Source organism: Pseudomonas sp. B21-009 (genome assembly GCF_024749345.1).
In the GTDB taxonomy this organism is placed as follows: domain Bacteria; phylum Pseudomonadota; class Gammaproteobacteria; order Pseudomonadales; family Pseudomonadaceae; genus Aquipseudomonas.
Genome location: NZ_CP087199.1, coordinates 2,902,396 through 2,919,747, shown reverse-complemented (window position 1 = coordinate 2,919,747; position 17,352 = coordinate 2,902,396). Strand labels below are relative to the sequence as shown.

At 65.0% G+C, this 17,352-nt stretch carries 17 protein-coding genes; 13 read left to right on the top strand and 4 right to left on the bottom strand.

Annotated elements, in window-relative coordinates:
* Positions 1–2 precede the first annotated feature (2 nt).
* The 6 genes from LOY34_RS13290 (at position 3) to LOY34_RS13265 (ending at position 7,333) form a co-directional block, all read left to right on the top strand.
* Positions 3–677, top strand: coding sequence for a DUF1028 domain-containing protein (locus LOY34_RS13290; protein ID WP_258665059.1), 675 nt, complete (start codon positions 3–5; stop codon positions 675–677).
* Positions 670–1,833 carry an acetylornithine deacetylase gene (gene argE / locus LOY34_RS13285; RefSeq protein WP_195884098.1) on the top strand — a complete coding sequence of 388 codons (1,164 nt, stop codon included), beginning with the start codon at positions 670–672 and terminating at the stop codon, positions 1,831–1,833. Before LOY34_RS13290 ends, argE begins: the two co-directional genes overlap by 8 nt.
* 16 nt (positions 1,834–1,849) lie before the next feature.
* Complete coding sequence (locus LOY34_RS13280) at positions 1,850–3,343, top strand: aldehyde dehydrogenase (protein ID WP_195884097.1); 1,494 nt, start codon at positions 1,850–1,852, stop codon at positions 3,341–3,343.
* Between the two features lie 76 nt (positions 3,344–3,419).
* A complete protein-coding gene (locus tag LOY34_RS13275) occupies positions 3,420–4,859 on the top strand; it encodes an APC family permease (RefSeq protein WP_195884096.1) in 1,440 nt (479 codons plus the stop codon).
* Positions 4,856–6,238 carry an aspartate aminotransferase family protein gene (locus LOY34_RS13270; protein WP_093382857.1) on the top strand — a complete coding sequence of 461 codons (1,383 nt, stop codon included), beginning with the start codon at positions 4,856–4,858 and terminating at the stop codon, positions 6,236–6,238. Before LOY34_RS13275 ends, LOY34_RS13270 begins: the two co-directional genes overlap by 4 nt.
* A gap of 54 nt (positions 6,239–6,292) precedes the next feature.
* Complete coding sequence (locus LOY34_RS13265) at positions 6,293–7,333, top strand: ABC transporter substrate-binding protein (RefSeq protein WP_258665057.1); 1,041 nt, start codon at positions 6,293–6,295, stop codon at positions 7,331–7,333.
* Between the two features lie 73 nt (positions 7,334–7,406).
* Here LOY34_RS13265 and LOY34_RS13260 read toward each other — a convergent pair whose 3' ends face one another.
* Positions 7,407–8,318 carry a LysR substrate-binding domain-containing protein gene (locus tag LOY34_RS13260; protein WP_045200925.1) on the bottom strand — a complete coding sequence of 304 codons (912 nt, stop codon included), beginning with the start codon at positions 8,316–8,318 and terminating at the stop codon, positions 7,407–7,409.
* 191 nt (positions 8,319–8,509) lie between these two features.
* Here LOY34_RS13260 and LOY34_RS13255 point away from each other — a divergent pair, with 191 nt between their 5' ends.
* Positions 8,510–8,722, top strand: coding sequence for a hypothetical protein (locus LOY34_RS13255; protein ID WP_045200923.1), 213 nt, complete (start codon positions 8,510–8,512; stop codon positions 8,720–8,722).
* On the opposite strand, the gene LOY34_RS13250 is transcribed toward LOY34_RS13255, so the two are convergent.
* Positions 8,719–9,426, bottom strand: coding sequence for an MgtC/SapB family protein (locus tag LOY34_RS13250; protein ID WP_195884094.1), 708 nt, complete (start codon positions 9,424–9,426; stop codon positions 8,719–8,721). The genes LOY34_RS13255 and LOY34_RS13250 overlap by 4 nt on opposite strands.
* Before the next feature lie 459 nt (positions 9,427–9,885).
* Between LOY34_RS13250 and LOY34_RS13245 the strand changes: the two genes are divergently transcribed.
* From LOY34_RS13245 to LOY34_RS13220, 6 genes are all read left to right on the top strand, one after another.
* The gene (locus tag LOY34_RS13245) at positions 9,886–12,033 is read left to right on the top strand and encodes an FUSC family protein (protein WP_195884093.1); all 2,148 of its coding nucleotides are present in this window, start codon (positions 9,886–9,888) and stop codon (positions 12,031–12,033) included.
* Positions 12,023–12,223 carry a DUF1656 domain-containing protein gene (locus LOY34_RS13240; RefSeq protein WP_010226052.1) on the top strand — a complete coding sequence of 67 codons (201 nt, stop codon included), beginning with the start codon at positions 12,023–12,025 and terminating at the stop codon, positions 12,221–12,223. The genes LOY34_RS13245 and LOY34_RS13240 overlap by 11 nt, the downstream gene beginning before the upstream one ends.
* A 3-nt stretch (positions 12,224–12,226) precedes the next feature.
* Entirely contained in the window at positions 12,227–13,168 is a 942-nt protein-coding gene (locus LOY34_RS13235; RefSeq protein ID WP_258665055.1) for an HlyD family secretion protein, read from the top strand.
* A 54-nt stretch (positions 13,169–13,222) separates the two neighbouring features.
* Positions 13,223–13,687: a sterol desaturase family protein gene (locus tag LOY34_RS13230; protein ID WP_195884091.1), complete on the top strand. Its 465-nt coding sequence runs from the start codon at positions 13,223–13,225 to the stop codon at positions 13,685–13,687.
* 79 nt (positions 13,688–13,766) lie between these two features.
* Entirely contained in the window at positions 13,767–14,684 is a 918-nt protein-coding gene (locus LOY34_RS13225) for a pyridoxal-phosphate dependent enzyme (protein WP_195884090.1), read from the top strand.
* A complete protein-coding gene (locus LOY34_RS13220) occupies positions 14,685–15,485 on the top strand; it encodes an AraC family transcriptional regulator (protein ID WP_045200911.1) in 801 nt (266 codons plus the stop codon).
* Between the two features lie 13 nt (positions 15,486–15,498).
* Here the strand turns inward: LOY34_RS13220 and LOY34_RS13215 are convergent, their stop codons facing one another.
* Positions 15,499–16,395 (bottom strand): TauD/TfdA family dioxygenase, encoded by an 897-nt coding sequence (locus LOY34_RS13215; protein WP_195884089.1) that lies wholly within the window; start codon positions 16,393–16,395, stop codon positions 15,499–15,501.
* Between the two features lie 25 nt (positions 16,396–16,420).
* Positions 16,421–17,329, bottom strand: a complete 909-nt coding sequence (locus tag LOY34_RS13210) for a bile acid:sodium symporter family protein (protein WP_195884088.1) — start codon at positions 17,327–17,329, stop codon at positions 16,421–16,423.
* Between the last annotated feature and the right edge of the window lie 23 nt (positions 17,330–17,352).

The window sequence follows — 17,352 nt, the reverse complement described above, 5'->3', positions numbered from 1 at the left end:
CCATGACCTTCTCCATCGTTGGCCGCTGCGCCGAAACCGGCCAGCTGGGCATTGCCATCAGCTCTTCAAGCATCGCCGTTGGTGCTCGCTGCCCGTGGCTGCGCTCAGGCGTCGGTGCGGTGTCGAGCCAGAACATCACCTTGCCGGCCCTCGGCCCGCAGATCCTCGATGGCCTGGACGAAGGCCTGGCGCCGCACCAGGCCCTGGACCGCGCCTTGACCCGCAACGGCTACAGCCAGTACCGCCAGGTGGCAGTGGTCGATGCCCAGGGCCGCACCGCGGTGTTCAGCGGCAATCATGCGCTGGGCATCAACCATGCCGTGGCCGGCGAACAATGCGTGGCCGCCGGCAACCTGCTGGCCAACAGCGCGGTGATCGAGCGCATGGTCGAGGCCTTCGAGCGTAGCGAAGGCTGCCTGGCCGCGCGTTTGCTGACCGCCCTTGAGGCCGGCCAGGACGCTGGCGGCGAAGCCGGGGCGGTGCATTCGGCGGCGCTGTCGGTGGTCGGCGAGCTGGTCTGGTCGATCGTTGACCTGCGCGTCGACTGGGCTGAGGACAACCCCATCGGCGAATTGGGCAAGCTCTGGAACGCCTATGAGCCGCAGTTGCAGGACTACCTGACCCGCGCCCTCAACCCGACCCTGGCGCCACGCTACGGAGTGCCGGGCGATGAGTGAGCTGCGCAGCCGTGCATTGTTGGCCAGCCTGATCGGCTTTGCCACGGTCAGCCGCGATTCGAACCTGGCCTTGATCGAGTTCGTCCGCGACTACCTGCACGGCCTGGGTGTGAGCTGCGAGCTGATCTACAACACGCAGCGGACCAAGGCCAACCTGCTGGCCAGCATTGGCCCGGCAGTGGCGGGCGGCGTGGTGCTGTCGGGCCATACCGATGTGGTGCCGGTGGACGGCCAGGCGTGGACCGTCGAGCCGTTCAGCCTCACCGAGCGCGACGGCAAGCTGTACGGCCGCGGCGCCGCCGACATGAAAGGCTACCTGGCTTCGGTACTGGCAGCGGTGCCGCTGTTTCTTAAAAGCCCGCTGCGCCGGCCGGTGCACCTGGCGTTCTCGTATGACGAGGAAGTCGGCTGCCTGGGCGTACGCAGCCTGCTCGAGGTGCTGCCCCAGCGCATCGCGCAACCGGCCTTGTGCCTGATTGGCGAGCCGACCGAGCTCAAACCGGTGCTTGGCCACAAGGGCAAGCTGGCCATGCGTTGCCATGTACACGGCGCGCCGTGCCATTCGGCCTATGCGCCGTATGGCGTCAACGCCATCGAGCAGGCAGCGCGACTGATCGCTCGCCTGGGCGAGATCGGCCAGCGCCTGGCCGCGCCGCAGCATCACGATCAACGCTTTGACCCGGCGTTTTCCACCGTGCAGGTCGGGGTGATCCAGGGCGGTACGGCGCTGAACATCGTCCCAGCCGATTGCCGCTTCGACTTTGAAGTGCGTGCCTTGCCGGCGTTCGAACCGCAGGCGGTGGTGGACGAGCTGCACACCTACGCGCAGCACACCCTGCTGCCGGCCATGCAGGCGGTCAAGGCTGACACGGCGATCCGCTTCGAAGCGATCTCGGCCTACCCGGGCCTGGCCACCGCACCTGAGAGCGGCGCAGCGCAACTGGTCGCGCAGCTGTGTGGCAGCGATGCCTTCAGCACCGTGGCCTTTGGCACCGAAGGCGGCCTGTTCGATGAGGCCGGAATCCCGGCGGTGGTGTGCGGGCCGGGCAGCATGGAGCAGGGTCACAAGCCGGATGAATTTGTCAGCGTCGAGCAGATGGCGGCCTGTGACCGCCTGATGGATCGCCTGGCCGAATACCTCTCCAACAACGGATAACAACAAGGAGTCTGCAGTGAACGATTTCAACCAGTGGACCAGCCTGGCGCAACAGCAGCGCCTGATCGACAGCGCATTTATTCAAGGCGAGGCCTGTCAGGCCGCAAGCGGGGCGCGATTCGATGTCATCAACCCGGCCACCGGCAAGCTGCTGGCCCAGGTCGCCGCCTGTGGCCAGGCTGAAGTTGACCAGGCGGTAAGCAGCGCTCGCCAGGCGTTCGAACAAGGCCCCTGGGCGAAGATGGCACCCGGCGCGCGCAAAACCGTGCTGCTGCGCCTGGCGCAGTTGATGCTTGAGCACCGCGCCGAACTGGCCTTGCTCGACTCGCTGAGCATGGGCAAGCCGGTGATGGATGCCTGGAACATCGACGTGCCCGGCGCGGCCCATGTGTTCGCCTGGTACGGCGAAAGCCTCGACAAGCTCTACGACCAGGTGGCGCCGACCGCCAGCAATGCCCTGGCGACCATCACCCGCGTGCCGCTGGGGGTGATCGGGGCGGTGGTGCCGTGGAATTTCCCGCTGGACATGGCCGCCTGGAAACTCGCCCCGGCGTTGGCCGCCGGTAACAGCGTGGTGCTCAAGCCCGCCGAGCAGTCGCCGTTCTCGGCGCTGCGCCTGGCAGAGCTTGCAATTGAAGCGGGCCTGCCCAAGGGCGTGCTCAACGTGGTGCCGGGGCTGGGCGAGCAGGCCGGTCGCGCCCTGGGCCTGCACATGGACGTCGATGCCCTGGTGTTTACCGGCTCCACCGAAGTCGGCAAGTACTTCATGCAATACGCCGCGCAGTCGAACCTCAAGCAGGTGTGGCTGGAATGCGGCGGCAAAAGCCCGAACCTGGTGTTCGCCGATTGCCAGGACCTGGACCTGGCGGCCGAGAAAGCCGCGTTCGGCATCTTCTTCAACCAGGGCGAAGTCTGCTCGGCCAACTCGCGCCTGCTGCTGCAGCGCTCGATCGCCGACGCGTTCATCGAGCGGCTGATCGGCAAGGCGCGCCAGTGGCTGCCGGGCAATCCGCTGAACCCGGCAAGCCGGGCCGGGGCCATTGTCGACAGCCGCCAGGCGCAGCGGATCATGCACTACATCGAGCAGGCCCAGGCTGAAGGCGCGCAACTGGTGTGTGGTGGTCGGCAGCTGAGTTTCGACGGTTCGAGCAACTTCATCGAGCCGACGATTTTCACCGGCGTCACTGCCGACATGACCCTGGCCCGCGAAGAAGTGTTCGGCCCGGTGCTGGCGGTCAGCGTGTTCGATGACGAAGACCAGGCGGTGGCCATGGCCAACGATCACATCTATGGCCTGGCGGCGTCGCTGTGGACCGACGACCTCAACCGCGCCCACCGGGTTGCGCGGCGGCTGAATGCCGGCACCGTGTCGGTCAATACCGTCGATGCCCTGGACGTCTGCGTGCCCTTTGGCGGCGGCAAGCAGTCGGGCTTTGGCCGCGATCTGTCGCTGCATTCGTTCGACAAGTACACGCAGTTGAAAACGACCTGGATTCAGCTGCGCGGCTGATGGCCTGTGGGAGCGGGCTTGACCCGCGATGAGGCCAGCACAGGCAACACCTAATAACAACAATTCGGAGCACCCGATGAACAGCAATGCAAGCGTGCAAACCGGCGCCCTGGCGCCGCCTGCAAGTCGCAAGAAACTCGGCCTTACCGCGCTGCTGGCGGTGGCCATCGGCCTGGTGGTGTCTCAGGGCGTCATGGTGCTGATGCTGCAAGGCGTCGGCATCGCCGGCCTGGGCTTCATCGTGCCGCTGGGCCTGGCTTACCTGCTGGCCCTGAGTTACGCCTGTTCGTTCTCGGAACTGGCGCTGATGATCCCCCGCGCCGGCAGCCTGAGCAGCTACACCGAAGTCGCCATCGGCCAGTTCCCGGCGATCCTCGCGACCTTTTCCGGCTATATCGTGGTGGCGATGTTCGCGCTGTCGGCCGAGCTGTTGCTGATGGAGTTCATCATCGACAAGGTCTACCCACACTCGATGCCACCGCTTACCGTGGCCCTGGGTGTACTGGCGCTGTTCACTGTGCTCAACCTGTTCAACATCGACATCTTCGCCCGCCTGCAAACCGTGCTGGCGGTGGTGATGACCGTGGTGCTGCTGGTGATGGGCCTGAGCGCGATGAACAGCGACATCGTCGCGCCCAACCCGGCGCTGTTCGACAGCGCCCACTGGAACCCGTTGGGCCTGGGGGTGATCGCCCTGACCGCGATGGCGGTGTGGGGCTTTGTCGGCGCCGAGTTCGTCTGCCCGCTGGTAGAAGAAACCCGCCGCCCGGAGCGCAACATCCCGGGCTCGATGATGCTCGGCCTGACCATCATCTTCGTGATCATCTGCCTGTACGGCCTGGGCGCCTTGCTCACCGTGCCGCAGGCGGAGCTGGCCAGCAACGGCCTGCCGCATTACCTGTTCGCCACCACGGTGTTCGGGGAGGCCGGCAAAGTGTTTTTGGTTACCGCCGCGATCACCGCCACCTGCAGCACCCTCAACAGTTCGCTGGCGGCGATCCCGCGCATGCTTTATGGCATGGCCCGCAACGGCCAGGCCTTCGGCGTGTTCAAGCGCCAGGGCAAGCGCACCGGCGCGCCCTGGGTGGCGGTGCTGTTCATTGCCGCGGTCACCGGCCTGCCATTGCTGCTGATGCACGACCATGCCGATGCCATCAATCAGCTGCTGTTGTCGGCCGCCCTGGCCTGGCTGCTGGCCTACATCATCACCCACGTCAACGTCATTGCCCTGCGCCGGCGCTACCCGCAGGTGGCGCGGCCGTTCCGCACGCCGTTCTACCCGCTGCCGCAGCTGTTTGGCATCGCCGGCATGCTGTTTGCGATCTGGAACGTCTCGCCCAGCCCGGACATGACCTTTTCGATTTTTGCCTACGCAGGCCTGGTGCTGCTGATCGTCTCGATCATCGCCGTGCTGTGGATCAAGGGCGTGATGGGCAAGCCACTGTTCAAGCCCGAGCCGCTGGCAAGCGTGCTGGGCACTCAAACCGATAAAGACCCGCAAGGAGATTCGCAATGACCGCTCACGTCAAACCTGCCCGTAGCACCGGCGATTACCAGGCAGCGGATGCCGCGCACCACATTCATGCCTTTCTCGACCAGAAGGCGCTGAACGCTGAAGGCCCGCGGGTGATCGTCCGTGGCGAAGGCCTGGCATTGTGGGACAACGATGGCAAGCGCTACCTGGACGGCATGTCGGGGCTGTGGTGCACCAACCTCGGCTATGGCCGCAAGGACCTGGCCGCAGCCGCCAGCCAGCAGCTGGAGCAACTGCCGTACTACAACATGTTCTTCCACACCACCCACCCGGCGGTGGTCGAGCTCTCGGAGCTGCTGTTCAGCCTGCTGCCGGCGCACTACAGCCACGCGATCTACACCAACTCCGGCTCTGAAGCCAACGAGGTGCTGATCCGTACCGTGCGCCGCTACTGGCAGATCCTCGGCAAGGCGCAGAAGAAGATCATGATCGGCCGCTGGAACGGCTACCACGGCTCGACCCTGGGCGCCACAGCGCTGGGCGGGATGAAGTTCATGCACGACATGGGCGGGGTGATCCCCGATGTTGCGCACATTGACGAGCCGTACTGGTTTGCCCACGAGGGCGACCTGACCCCGGCCGAATTCGGCCTGCGCGCGGCGCGCCAACTGGAAGAGAAGATCCTCGAACTTGGCGCCGACAACGTCGCCGCGTTTGTTGCCGAACCCTTCCAGGGCGCCGGCGGCATGATCTTCCCGCCAGAAAGCTACTGGCCAGAAATTCAGCGCATCTGCCGGCAGTACGACGTGCTGCTGTGCGCCGATGAAGTCATCGGCGGCTTTGGCCGCACCGGCGAGTGGTTCGCCCACCAGCATTTTGGTTTCGAGCCCGACACCCTGTCGATCGCCAAGGGCCTGACCAGCGGCTACATCCCCATGGGCGGCCTGATTCTGTCCAAGCGCATGGCCGAGGTGCTGGTGGAGCAGGGCGGGGTATTCGCCCACGGCCTGACCTATTCCGGTCACCCGGTGGCGGCAGCGGTAGCAATTGCCAACCTCAAGGCGCTGCGCGACGAAGGCATCGTCAGCCGCGTCAAGCACGAGACCGGCCCCTACCTGCAGCGTTGCCTGCGCGAAGTGTTCGGCAACCACCCGCTGATTGGCGAGGTGCAGGGCGCAGGCCTGGTTGCGGCCTTGCAGTTCGCCGAAGACAAGGCCAGCCGCAAGCGCTTTGCCAACGAAAACGACATGGCCTGGCGTTGCCGCACCCTCGGCTTTGAAGAGGGCCTGATCATTCGCTCGACCCTGGGCCGGATGATCATGGCCCCGGCCCTGGTGGCCAGCCACGCCGACATCGATGAACTGGTCGACAAGACCCGTACCGCTGTAGACCGTACCGCCCGCGAATTCGGTCGCCTGTAAACCCAAAAGTGGCCGGCGCGCGCGGGCGTGCCGGCCTATTAGAGGAACCGCTTCATGTCCAGATCCTTGCGTTGCTGTGTTCCCTTTGCCCTGGTTGTGCTGTGCAGCGCGGTGTCGGCTGCGCCGCAGAACCTCACCGTCATCTCCTTTGGCGGCGCCACCAAGCAGGCCCAGAACAAGGCCTACTTCCAACCTTTCAACGCCAGCGGCGCAGGACGCGTGGTTGCCGGCGAGTACAACGGTGAGCTGTCGAAAATCAAGGCCATGGTCGATGTCGGCCATACCAGCTGGGACGTGGTCGAGGTCGAGAGCCCGGAGCTGTTGCGCGGCTGCGACGAAGGCCTGTTCGAGCGCCTCGATCCGGCGCGCTTCGGTGACCCGGCGCAGTTCGTCCCGGGCACCCTCAGCGAATGCGGGGTGGCCACCTACGTCTGGTCGATGGTCATGGCCTACGACAACGGCAAGCTGGCCAAGGCGCCGAGTTCCTGGGCGGACTTCTGGAACGTTGCCGACTTCCCTGGCAAGCGCGGCTTGCGCAAGGGTGCCAAGTACACCCTGGAGATCGCCTTGCTCGCCGACGGGGTCAAGCCCGAGCAGCTGTATGAAGTGCTCGGTACGCCGCAAGGGGTGAGCCGGGCCTTTGCCAAACTGGACCAGATCAAGGGCAATATCCAGTGGTGGGAAGCCGGCGCGCAACCGGCGCAGTGGCTGATTGCCGGTGACGTGGTCATGAGCGCGGCCTACAACGGCCGGATCGCCTCGGCGCAGAAAGAGGGCATGAAGCTCAGTATCGTCTGGCCGCAAAGCCTGTACGACCCGGAATACTGGGCGGTGGTCAAGGGCACGCCGAACAAGGCCCTGGCCGAGGACTTCATTGCCTTTGCCAGCCAGCCACAAACCCAGAAGGTGTTTTCCGAGGAGATACCCTACGGGCCGGTGCACCGCGAGGCGCTGAAGCTGCTGCCGGCGAATGTCCAGCAACAGTTGCCGACCGCCGAGGCCAACCTGGCCGGGGCGCGGGCGGTGGATGCCGGGTTCTGGGTGGACCATGGCGAGGAGCTGGAGCAGCGCTTCAACGCCTGGGCGGCGCGCTGAGGCTGATTGGCAAGGCCAGCTCCTATAGGTCAACCGCTGTGGGAGCGGGCTTGACCCGCGATGCGGTTGAACCCTAAGCCAGCCAGGCCGCAAACTGCTCCTTGCAGTAATCGACAAACAGCTGCGCAGGCTTGGTCAGCTGCGCACGCTTGAGCCAGCCGGCCACCAGCGCGGAGCCGGTGACATCCTCGGCAATCTCCACACAGACCACTTCCTGGCCATCATAGGTGCTGTGGCCATGGGGCTTGGTCACCAGCAGGGCGAAGCCAAAGCCCTGGCCGACCATGCCGCGGACCATCTCGATCGACGGCGAACTGAAGACGATGTTCGGGCTCAGTTGCAGTTCTTCGAAAATACTCACGAAATAAGTGCGGCTGGGCTGCACGTCGAGGAGGATCATCGGCTCCAGGGCCAGGTCCCTGATCGAGACCTGCTTCTGCCCGGCAAAGCGATGGCCCGCCGGCACTAGCGCATAGGGGCGCTGGGGCGCGGTCAGGGCTTCGGTTTCAATGGTGCTGTCCAGGTCATGTTCGTAGAAGATCGCCAGGTCGAAGCGCCCGCCGGTCAGGCCTTGCACCAGTTCCTGCTGCTCGCCGTCCTGCAGGCGGATCTCCACCCCCGGAAAACGCTGGCGAAAGCCTGCGATCAAGCGCGGCAGGTAGAGCGGGGCGACGGTCTCGAAGCAGCCGATGTCGATCTGGCCACAGACCACGTCGTTGTCGGCCAGGGCGTTCTGCTCGAACTCGCGGGCCATACGCAGCAGTTCCTGGGCCTTGCGGTAGAAGCGTGCGCCACCGGGGGTCAGCGACACGCCCTGGGCGTGATGGCGGATGAACAGCTGCACGCCGAAGCTGTCTTCCAGGCCCTTGACCGCCGTGGAAATCGACGGCTGGGCGATGTACAGCTTGCGCGACGCCTCGGCGACGCTGCCGCATTCAACGGTGGTGACGAAATACTTCAGTTGACGCAAGGTATAGGACGCCACAGTGCACCTCTGGCTGATTATTTTGCTACACGATACCCCCAGGACGGCCCGGTGCTGCAGCGGATTTTGCTGGCGATTGAGCATATTTACCCGGGCCTGCCGTTGATCGCCTGGGTGGCACTGCGGACCCGCGCACAGCCTCGAACCTGTACGGCGCGCATTTCTTGCGCCGCTCTTGCGAGGTAACTGCCATGAGCCAGCCACGTCCCGACGATGAACCCCTGTGGAAAGATCCGCTGAACAACCCGCAACGCGAGCACGATCCGCTCAGCGACCCGAATGTCTCTGACCCGCAGCGGCGCGACCTGCCCGAGGACGTCGAGCGGGTGCCCGACGACCAGCCCCTGGACGATCGCCTGCCCGAACCCGACCAGCCGACCCCGCTGTCGGACGAACGCCGCTAATCGGCGCTCAGCTCGTGCACTTGCCAGCGCACCGAGCTGACGCCTTTCTCCAGGCTCACCCGGCTGACCAGGCGTTCCAGCTGGGTGGGCGCATCGGGGCTGCCCATCAGCTCGGCGCGTACTTCCAGCTTGGCCGGGTTGTCCAGGTCTTCACTGTGCAGCGACTGCAGGCGCAGGCCGCCGTTGCCGAAGCTGTGCAGCATCAGGCTGCGCACCTGGATTTCATCTTCGGCGCGGCAGGTGATGCGCACCTCGAAGCGCTGCTCGGCCTCGTTGGCCGGCAGCACGTCCTGATGATTCAGACGCTGGGCGATGTCGCGCAGCAGGATATTGGCGCAGAGCACCACGCAGCTGCCCAGCGCCGCCTCCAGCAACAGCCCCAGGCTGCACAGCACGCCAATGGCGGCGGTGCACCAGAGCGTCGCAGCGGTGTTCAGCCCGCGTACGTTGAGGCCGTCGCGCATGATCACACCACCGCCCAGAAAGCCAATGCCCGAGACCACATAGGCGGCAACCCGTGAAGCGTCGGTGGCGGCCATGCCCGGCACTGCCTGGGTCATCAGCACGAACAGGCAGGCGCCGGTGCTGACCAGGGCATTGGTGCGCAGGCCGGTCAGGCGCTGACGCAGTTGACGTTCGGCGCCAATCAGCGCCCCGAGTACCAGCGCGACGGTGACGCGCAGCAGAAATACTTTCCAATCCATAGCAAACCTCGAATCCACGGCAATACGCCGCGTTGTCATCGCCAGTGGGCGATGTACGTGAACAAAGAGAATGCGCAGGGCCACGGGCCTTCAACACCGGTGAAGGTGCAAGGTGTGCGGGAAGGAGAATGAGGATTTGTCATCCACAAGGGATGCGAATCGCCACTGACCGCCATGTTCGGCGTGCCAGTGACAGGGGGAACCTGCTGAACTAGCGCGCCGTGTGGACCTGTCGCAATCGACTAGGGCTACTGTCCAATGCAGGACTCCTGTGTAGGCATGCAAAAATGCGGGCGAGAAACTAACCCTCGGGCAGCGCAGGGTCAAGGGTAAAAACATGACAATTGTTGCATTGGCAGCGGATCGTTGCAGATATGCAACGCTGTGGGTCATCGTGTTGTCTTTCCCAGGTGCGCTTCAAAAGCTACTGTTCCCTGAAAGGACTTTCGAGAGACCTGTGTGCAACCTTTGATCAATTACTGGCGGCTGGTGCTGCATCCCGGTGCGGATACCCTGCGCTTCGCCTTGCGGACCATCGTTGCCTGCCTGTTGACCCTGTACCTGGCGTTCATCTTCGACCTCGACCAACCGAAGTGGTCGGTGATGGCGGTGTTCATCGTCAGCCAGCCGCTGGGCGGCATGACCCTGCAACGCAGCTTCGCCCAGGTGCTCGGCACCACCCTCGGCGCGGCGGTGGCGGTGCTGATCATGGCGGTATTCGCGCAGGCGCCATTGCCGTTCATTATCACCCTGGCCCTGTGGCTGGCCCTGTGTACCGCCGGCGGCACCTTGCTGCGCTACACCAGCTCGCATGCCTTCGTGCTCAGCGGCTTTACCGCCGTGGTGGTGGCGATGCTGGCGATTCCCGAGCAGGACAACACCCTGATGCTGGCCATTACCCGGGTCACCGAAACCCTGCTGGCGGTGGCCTGCGTGTGTGCGGTGAGCCTGCTCAGTGCACGGCCGCAGGCAGTGGCCACGGGCTATTTTGCCAAGGTCGACAACCTCATCAAGCTGATGGCCAGCCATGCCGCCGCGGCGATTCGCGGTGAAGAGAGCGCGGCCGAGTTCAGCAAGCGGCAGATGCAGATCCTTGGCGAGATCAGCGCCCTGGAAGGCCTGCGCCGCCACCTGTACTTCGACGCCCCGCATTTGCGCGGGGCCAACGGCCTGGTGCAACTGCTCGGCAACCAGTTGGTGCTGCTCAGCTCGCGGCTGACGGTGCTGCGTAACCAGAAGCTGATGATCGCCGAGCGCTGGCAGGGCAGTTACCCGGAGTTCATCAGCCGCTTGCTGGCCGACGAGCTGGCTTTTCTCGACCAGCTGGCGCGGCAGGGCCGGGCCTTGCCAGCCGAGGCACGCGAGCATTTCAGCGCCTTGCAGCGGCGTTTCGACCAGGCCGCGCTACAGGCCGAGCAGCTGCAAAGCGACCTGCCAACGCCGCTTCGCTCATTGGCCTGGGCCTTGCGCTGGGAGCAGGCGCGGCTGCTCGAACAGCTCGGCGAAATGCTCGAACTCAGCGATGCCATCCAGGAAGGCCGTGCCGGCGACTGCCTGTACCGCCAGGGCCGCAGCAATCCCTTGCACCTGGACTGGCGCCTGGCGGCGATGAACGCCAGCCGCGCCTTTATTGCCCTGGTCGCGGCCGGGCTGATCTGGATCGAAACCGCCTGGGACGGCGCCCGCGCCGGGATGATTCTGGTGGGCATCCTCTGCTCGTTGATGGCGACCTTTCCGCGCCCGCTGATGGCGGCGCAGAACTACGCCCGCGGCCTGGGCCTGGCGCTGCTGGTGTCGGCGCTGTACCAGTTCTGGCTGATCCCGCAGGTGGTCGATTTCGAAATGCTCGCGCTGTTGCTGTTGCCCTTGCTCTATGTAGTGGCGGTGGGGCTGTCGGGGCCGATGACCGCCGGCATCGGCATGGGCCTGGGCTTGTCGAGCTTCTTGCTGTTCGGCCCGCAGAACATCGGCGCCTGGCAGAACACGGCGATGCAATGGTTCGAATTCGCCGGTGCCTATGTGTGTGGCGCGGCGTTGTCGCTGATGGTGTATGCGTGGATTTTCCCGTTCAACCCGCAATTGCGCATCGAACGGCTGTTTCGTGAAACCCGCGAACAGGTGTATGCCTTGCTCAAGGGCCCGGCCTCGGACGCGCGCCAGTTCGCTTTTGAGAGCCGCATGCTCGACCGCCTGACCCTGATTATCGGCCTGCTGCCAGCGACCCGTGATGAGCGCTCGCGGGGGCTGTTCGAGGTCAACCTGGCGTGCATGGCCCTGGGCGTGGCCTTGCGCCAGTTGCAGGAGCAGGGCAGGGCCAACCCATTGCTGCCCGAGGCCCTGCGCGCGCAGCTTGAGCAGGTATTGCGCAACACCGGCCGCTATATCGCCGGGCGCACCGCGCTGGTGCTGCCAGACTTGCTGCAGACCCTGCAGGCGTTGGGCGAGCGCCTGGACAACCTGCACGGCGAACAACTGCAGGCGCCGGCCGAGCAGTTGCGTTCGTTGTTTCGCATTCGTGTGGCCTTGCTGGTGATCGCAGGCTTTTTGCGTCACTACAGCCCCTACCTTGAACCCGCTGCCGAAGGAGCCCCGGCCCTTGCCCATTGATTTCGAGATTGGCGGCGTCTACCTGCCGCCGATCGCCCAGGCCCTGCTGCTGGCCATACCGCTGTTGATCGCCGTGCTCTGGCTGCTGCAAAAGCTTGGGGTGATGCAGCGGGTCTGGCATCCGGCATTGTTTGAAGGCGCGCTGTACGCCTGCCTGTGCGCCTTGATCATCCTGTACATGGGGAGCTGAACCTTGAACAAACTTGTGGCCCAGGTTTCGACCCTGGTTGTGGTGGTGCTGGCGCTGCTGCTTGGCTGGTTTGCCTGGGAGCATTACACCCGCGCGCCCTGGACCCGCGATGCGCGGGTGCGCGCCGACGTGGTGACGCTGTCGGCGGATGTCGCCGGGCGCATCGTCAGCCTCAAGGTGGCGGATAACCAGCACGTCGAGCAAGGCCAGTTGCTGCTGCAAATCGACCCCGAGCGCTATGCCCTGGCGGTCGAACATGCGCGCCGCGCCATCGAAGTGGCGCGGGCCAGCGAAGGCCTGGCCCAGGCGGCGATCATCTCAAACCAGGCCTTGCTCAAGCAGCGCCAGAGCGAAGAACAACGGCGCCGCACCCTCAAGCAGGGCTTTGCCATCTCCGGTGAAGAATGGGAGAAATCCAGCACCGACGTGGCCGTGGCCCAGGCCGAACTGATGCGCGGCCAGGCCAACCTGAGCCTGGCCACCGCCAACGTGCAACTGGCCACTGCCGCCTTGACCCAGGCCGAGCTTGACCTGCAACGCACACAGATTGTTGCCCCGGTCAGCGGTTATGTGACCAACCTGCTGACCCGCCAGGGCGACTACGCCACGGCCGGCGGACCTTTACTGGCCCTGGTCGACAGCGGCTCGTTCCATATCAGCGGCTATTTCGAGGAAACCAAGCTGCCGCGCATCCACCCGGGCAGCAAGGTCGACATCGCCCTGATGAGCGGCGAACGCTTCCAGGGCACGGTGCAGAGCATCGCCTACGCCATCACCGACCGCGAAAACGCCCCTGGCAACCGCCTGCTGGCCAACATCAACCCCAGCTACACCTGGGTGAAGCTGGCCCAGCGGGTGCCGGTGCGCATCGACATCGACCCAGGCTTTGCCGGCAAAGCCGACCTGCGGGCCGGTACCACGGCGACGGTGACGGTGCGCGAATAGGGTCGAGGTGGTAGGCTTTGCGGCGTTTCTGCCCAGCCACGCGAAGCTCGACGCATGATCCTCAACCTCGCTGTATTTCTCTGCACCCTGACGGCCATGGAGGGCATCGGCTACCTGGCGCATCGCTACATCATGCACGGCTGGGGCTGGTTCCTGCATCGCTCGCACCATGAGCCGCACCTGGGGGCGCTGGAAACCAACGACGTCTATCTGCTGGCCCTGGCCCTGATCGCCTTGGCCCTGGTGGCCATCGGCCGCGCCGGGCATGCGCCGTTGCAGTGGGTAGGGGCGGGCGTGGCGGCGTTCGGGGTGATCTACGTGTTCGTCCATGACGGCATCGTCCACCGCCACTGGCCGTTTGCGCCACGGCCGCGCAACCGTTACCTCAAGCGCTTGTACCGCGCGCATATGCTCCACCATGCGCTGAAGGGGCGGGATAACAATGTCTCGTTCGGGTTCCTGTATGCACCGCCCATGCACAAGATCAAGCAGCAATTGCGCGCGCGGCGCCGGGGTTGAGCCGCAGGCGCGCAATTTCATACAAGATTGTCCGGTGCCGCATGCGTAAGGTAGTAGTGTTCTGTACATGGAGAAGCGTATGAGCCTGCACATCGAAACCCCGTTGATCGCCTCGCGTCCGTTGAGCCTGGCCAGTGGCCTGGAGGTCTGGCTGAAGCTCGACGCGCTGCAGCCCTCCGGCTCGTTCAAGCTGCGCGGCATCGGCGCTGCCTGTGAAGCCTATGCCCAGCAGGGCAAGCGCCGCTTCGTGTCGTCCTCGGGCGGTAATGCCGGCATCGCCGTGGCCGTGGCCGGGCGCATTCTCGGCCTGGCGGTGACCGTGGTGGTGCCGGAAACCACCACCGAGCGGGCCAAGCAACTGATTCGCCAGGAACAGGCCGAGGTGATCGTGCATGGCAAGGCCTGGCACGAGGCCAATGCCCTGGCGCTGTCGCTGATGGGCGAGGATGACGCCTATATCCACCCCTTCGACGACCCGCTGCTGTGGCAAGGCCACGCGAGCATGATCGACGAAGTCGCCGCTACCCGCTTCAAGCCCGATGCGGTAGTGGTCGCGGTCGGCGGCGGTGGTTTGCTGTCGGGGGTCTGTGAAGGCCTGGCGCGCAACGGCTGGGGCCAGGTGCCGGTATTTGCCGTAGAAACCAGCGGCGCCGCCTCACTGGCCGCGGCCATGGCGCAAAAGCAACTGGTGGCCCTGGACGGGGTCAACACCGTGGCCACCTCACTGGCGGCCAAGCAGGTGTGCCAGCGCGCCTTCGAGTGGAGCCAGGAGCGGCCGGTGGTCAGCCATGTGGTCAGTGACCAGGCGGCGCTGGACGCCTGCGAGCAGTTCCTGCTCGACCAGCGCATCCTGGTCGAGCCCGCCTGCGGTGCAGCCCTGGCCCTGGCGTACGCGCCCACGGCCGAGCTCAAGCAGCACCAGAAGGTGCTGGTGATCGTGTGTGGCGGCGTCACCGCAACCCTCGACCAGATCCGCCAATGGCGCGCGGCCTGCTAGTTGGATAGCGTCGTCCATCAGGCTCCCGGGCATCCAGGCGTACGCCTGATCGATGCCCGTTACCAGCAATTTGCCTTTCCCCGGCATTTTCACCTGGAGTACCACATCGGCCTGATCGTCACCGGCCAGCAGCGCTACGCCGCTGGCGGCACGCGCCAGCTGGCCGGGGCCGGGGACATCCTGCTGATGGCCCCGGAGCACGTGCACGACGGCGCCAGTGCCGATGACCAGGGCTATGGCATCCGTATCCTGACCCTTGATCCTGGCTGGCTGGCCGAGGTCAGCCGTGACCTGAGCGACGGCCGCCAGGGCCTGCCCAACCTCAATGCCTTGCAACTGCGCCACCCGCAGTTGCAGCAGCTGCTTAATGGTTTGCACCAGCAGCACGACCCGCTGGCGTTTGCAAGTCACCTGTGGGAAACCCTGGCGCTGCTGCTCGGGCTGGGTTCCACCCTCAAAGTGAACGAGCACAGCAACGGTTTTGATCCACAGCGTTGGCGGCAGTTGCGTGAATGGCTGGAGTCGCGCCTGGATCAGCCGCCGAGCCTGGAAGAAATGGCTGCATTCGTTGATTTGAGCCCGTGGCAGCTATTGCGCCGCTTTCGCAATCACTGCGGCTTGCCGCCCCAGCAATGGTTGACCCACCTGCGTCTGGAGCGGGCCTTGCCGCGGGTGCTGGCCGGGCAGCCCTTGAGTGAAATTGCCCTGGACCTGGGCTTCTACGACCAGGCCCATTTCAGCCGCCTGTTTCGCCGCACCTACGGCGCGCCACCGCGGGGCCTGAAGGTGCTGAAACGCTAACCCGGGCGGATTCTCAGCGCCTGGGCACATCACCGGCAACCGTGGTCCGGAACATCTCGCGGCGCATGCCATGGTAGTCAGCGATCGGCAGGTGCCAGGTGCTGCGGTTGTCCCAGATCGCCAGGGTTCCCTGACGCCAGCGCATGCGGCAGGTAAAAGCGGGTGCGCTGGCCAGGTTGAACAGGTAGTCGAGCAGCGGCCTGGCTTCTTCGCTGCGCAAACCCTGGATGCCAACGGTGTAGGCAGGGTTGATGAACAGCACCTTCTCGCCGGTTTGCGGATGACGGGTCACCAGCGGGTGGCTGCGCATGTCCTGCGAGGTGTCGCTGCCATAGTGGATGGCCATGTTTTCCAGCAGGGCGTTGTGGTTGGCGCCGACCCCGTAGGCCCGCTCGGGGCTGTGCAGTGCATCGAGAGTGTCCAGCAGCGCCTGCATGCCCGCTGACAGCCATTGATAGGCCAGTGCCAGGTTGGCGTAGCAGGTATCGCCACCGTAAGGCGGGATGTCGTGGCCGTAGAGCAGGGTGTAGGCCGGTGGGCGCTGCTGGAAGGTCCAGTCGCTGTGCCAGGCGCCACCGAACACGAAGGGTGCCTTCTCGTCGGCCTCCTTGACCACGTGCACCACGTGCGGATGGTCGGCCATGGTGGTCACGTAGGGCTCGCGGCCGAATTCGCCGAACTGTCGGGTGACCCGTTCAAGGTCGGCAAGGCGCAGGTTCTGCTCGCGAATGAACAGCACCTTGTGTGCCAGCAGCGCCTGGCGCAGTTCGACCCAGCCTGCGTCCTCCAGGTGGTTCAAGTCGAGGCCCTCGACGTCGGCACCGAGGGCGCCGGTGCTGGGCAAGACGCGCAAGTGGCGGTAATCGGCTGCGCGGTTGTGGTCGGGATGGCAGTAGATGAATTCGCTCATGACGGACACTCGTGTGGGCCTGCTGTCATCGGGATTGCAGTTCATCGCGCACTGCGGCTGCAACCGGGTCGGGGTCATGTCCACGGCTCACCCACCAGCCAAAGCCTGCCGCCGTAAAGAACATGATCAAGCTGTAGATTGCCGCCGGTATGGCCATGGTCGAGTTGTTCAGCAGGGTCGGGCTCAGCGCCAGGGCAATGGCCAGGGTGCCGTTATGGATGCCGATCTCCATGCCGATGGCAATCGCCTGGCGCTTGGGGATTTTCAGCAGCCGTGGCAGCCAGTAGCCGATGCCCAGGCTCAACAGGTTGAACAACAGCGCCGCGCCGCCTACCACCGGGGCATAGTCGACGACGGTCTGCCAGTCCTTGACCATTGCCAGGACAATCGTGAATACCAGAAACAGCGCGGCGATGATCTTCATCGGCCGCTCCATGCGCGCGGCAAAGCCCGGCGCCAGGCGGCGGATCAGCATGCCGATGGCCACCGGCACCAGGACAATGGCAAACACCTGCAGCACCTTGGCAAACTGCAGCGGGATGGCCTGGTCGGCGGCCATGAAGTAGGCCAGCGACAGGTTGACCAGCAGCGGCATGGTCAGGATCGCAATCAGCGAGTTGACCGCCGTCAGGGTCACGTTCAAGGCCACGTCACCATGGGCCAGGTGGCTGAACAGGTTGGCGGTGGTGCCGCCAGGGGATGCGGCCAGCAGCATCAGGCCTACCGCCAAAGCAGGGGCCAGGCCAAAGCCCTTGGCGATCAGAAAGCAAATGAACGGCAGCAGCAGGATCTGGCAGGCCAGGCCGATCAGCACCGGCCGGGGGAACTTCACCACCCGGGCAAAATCGGCCAGGGTCAGGGTCAGCCCCAGGCCGAGCATGATGAAACCCAGGGCGATGGGCAGGAAGGCACTGAGCAAGGGCGATGCAGTCATGGCGCGGACTCACAAGAAGGCGG

Bases quoted from the DNA above. Each gene is read 5' to 3' on its own strand.
- LOY34_RS13290 (WP_258665059.1), top strand. From the start codon at position 3: ATGACCTTCTCCATCGTTGGCCGCTGCGCCGAAACCGGCCAGCTGGGC.
- argE (WP_195884098.1), top strand. From the start codon at position 670: ATGAGTGAGCTGCGCAGCCGTGCATTGTTGGCCAGCCTGATCGGCTTT.
- LOY34_RS13275 (WP_195884096.1), top strand. From the start codon at position 3,420: ATGAACAGCAATGCAAGCGTGCAAACCGGCGCCCTGGCGCCGCCTGCA.
- LOY34_RS13270 (WP_093382857.1), top strand. From the start codon at position 4,856: ATGACCGCTCACGTCAAACCTGCCCGTAGCACCGGCGATTACCAGGCA.
- LOY34_RS13265 (WP_258665057.1), top strand. From the start codon at position 6,293: ATGTCCAGATCCTTGCGTTGCTGTGTTCCCTTTGCCCTGGTTGTGCTG.
- LOY34_RS13255 (WP_045200923.1), top strand. From the start codon at position 8,510: ATGAGCCAGCCACGTCCCGACGATGAACCCCTGTGGAAAGATCCGCTG.
- LOY34_RS13250 (WP_195884094.1), bottom strand. From the start codon at position 9,426: ATGGATTGGAAAGTATTTCTGCTGCGCGTCACCGTCGCGCTGGTACTC.
- LOY34_RS13230 (WP_195884091.1), top strand. From the start codon at position 13,223: ATGATCCTCAACCTCGCTGTATTTCTCTGCACCCTGACGGCCATGGAG.
- LOY34_RS13225 (WP_195884090.1), top strand. From the start codon at position 13,767: ATGAGCCTGCACATCGAAACCCCGTTGATCGCCTCGCGTCCGTTGAGC.
- LOY34_RS13215 (WP_195884089.1), bottom strand. From the start codon at position 16,395: ATGAGCGAATTCATCTACTGCCATCCCGACCACAACCGCGCAGCCGAT.
- LOY34_RS13210 (WP_195884088.1), bottom strand. From the start codon at position 17,329: ATGACTGCATCGCCCTTGCTCAGTGCCTTCCTGCCCATCGCCCTGGGT.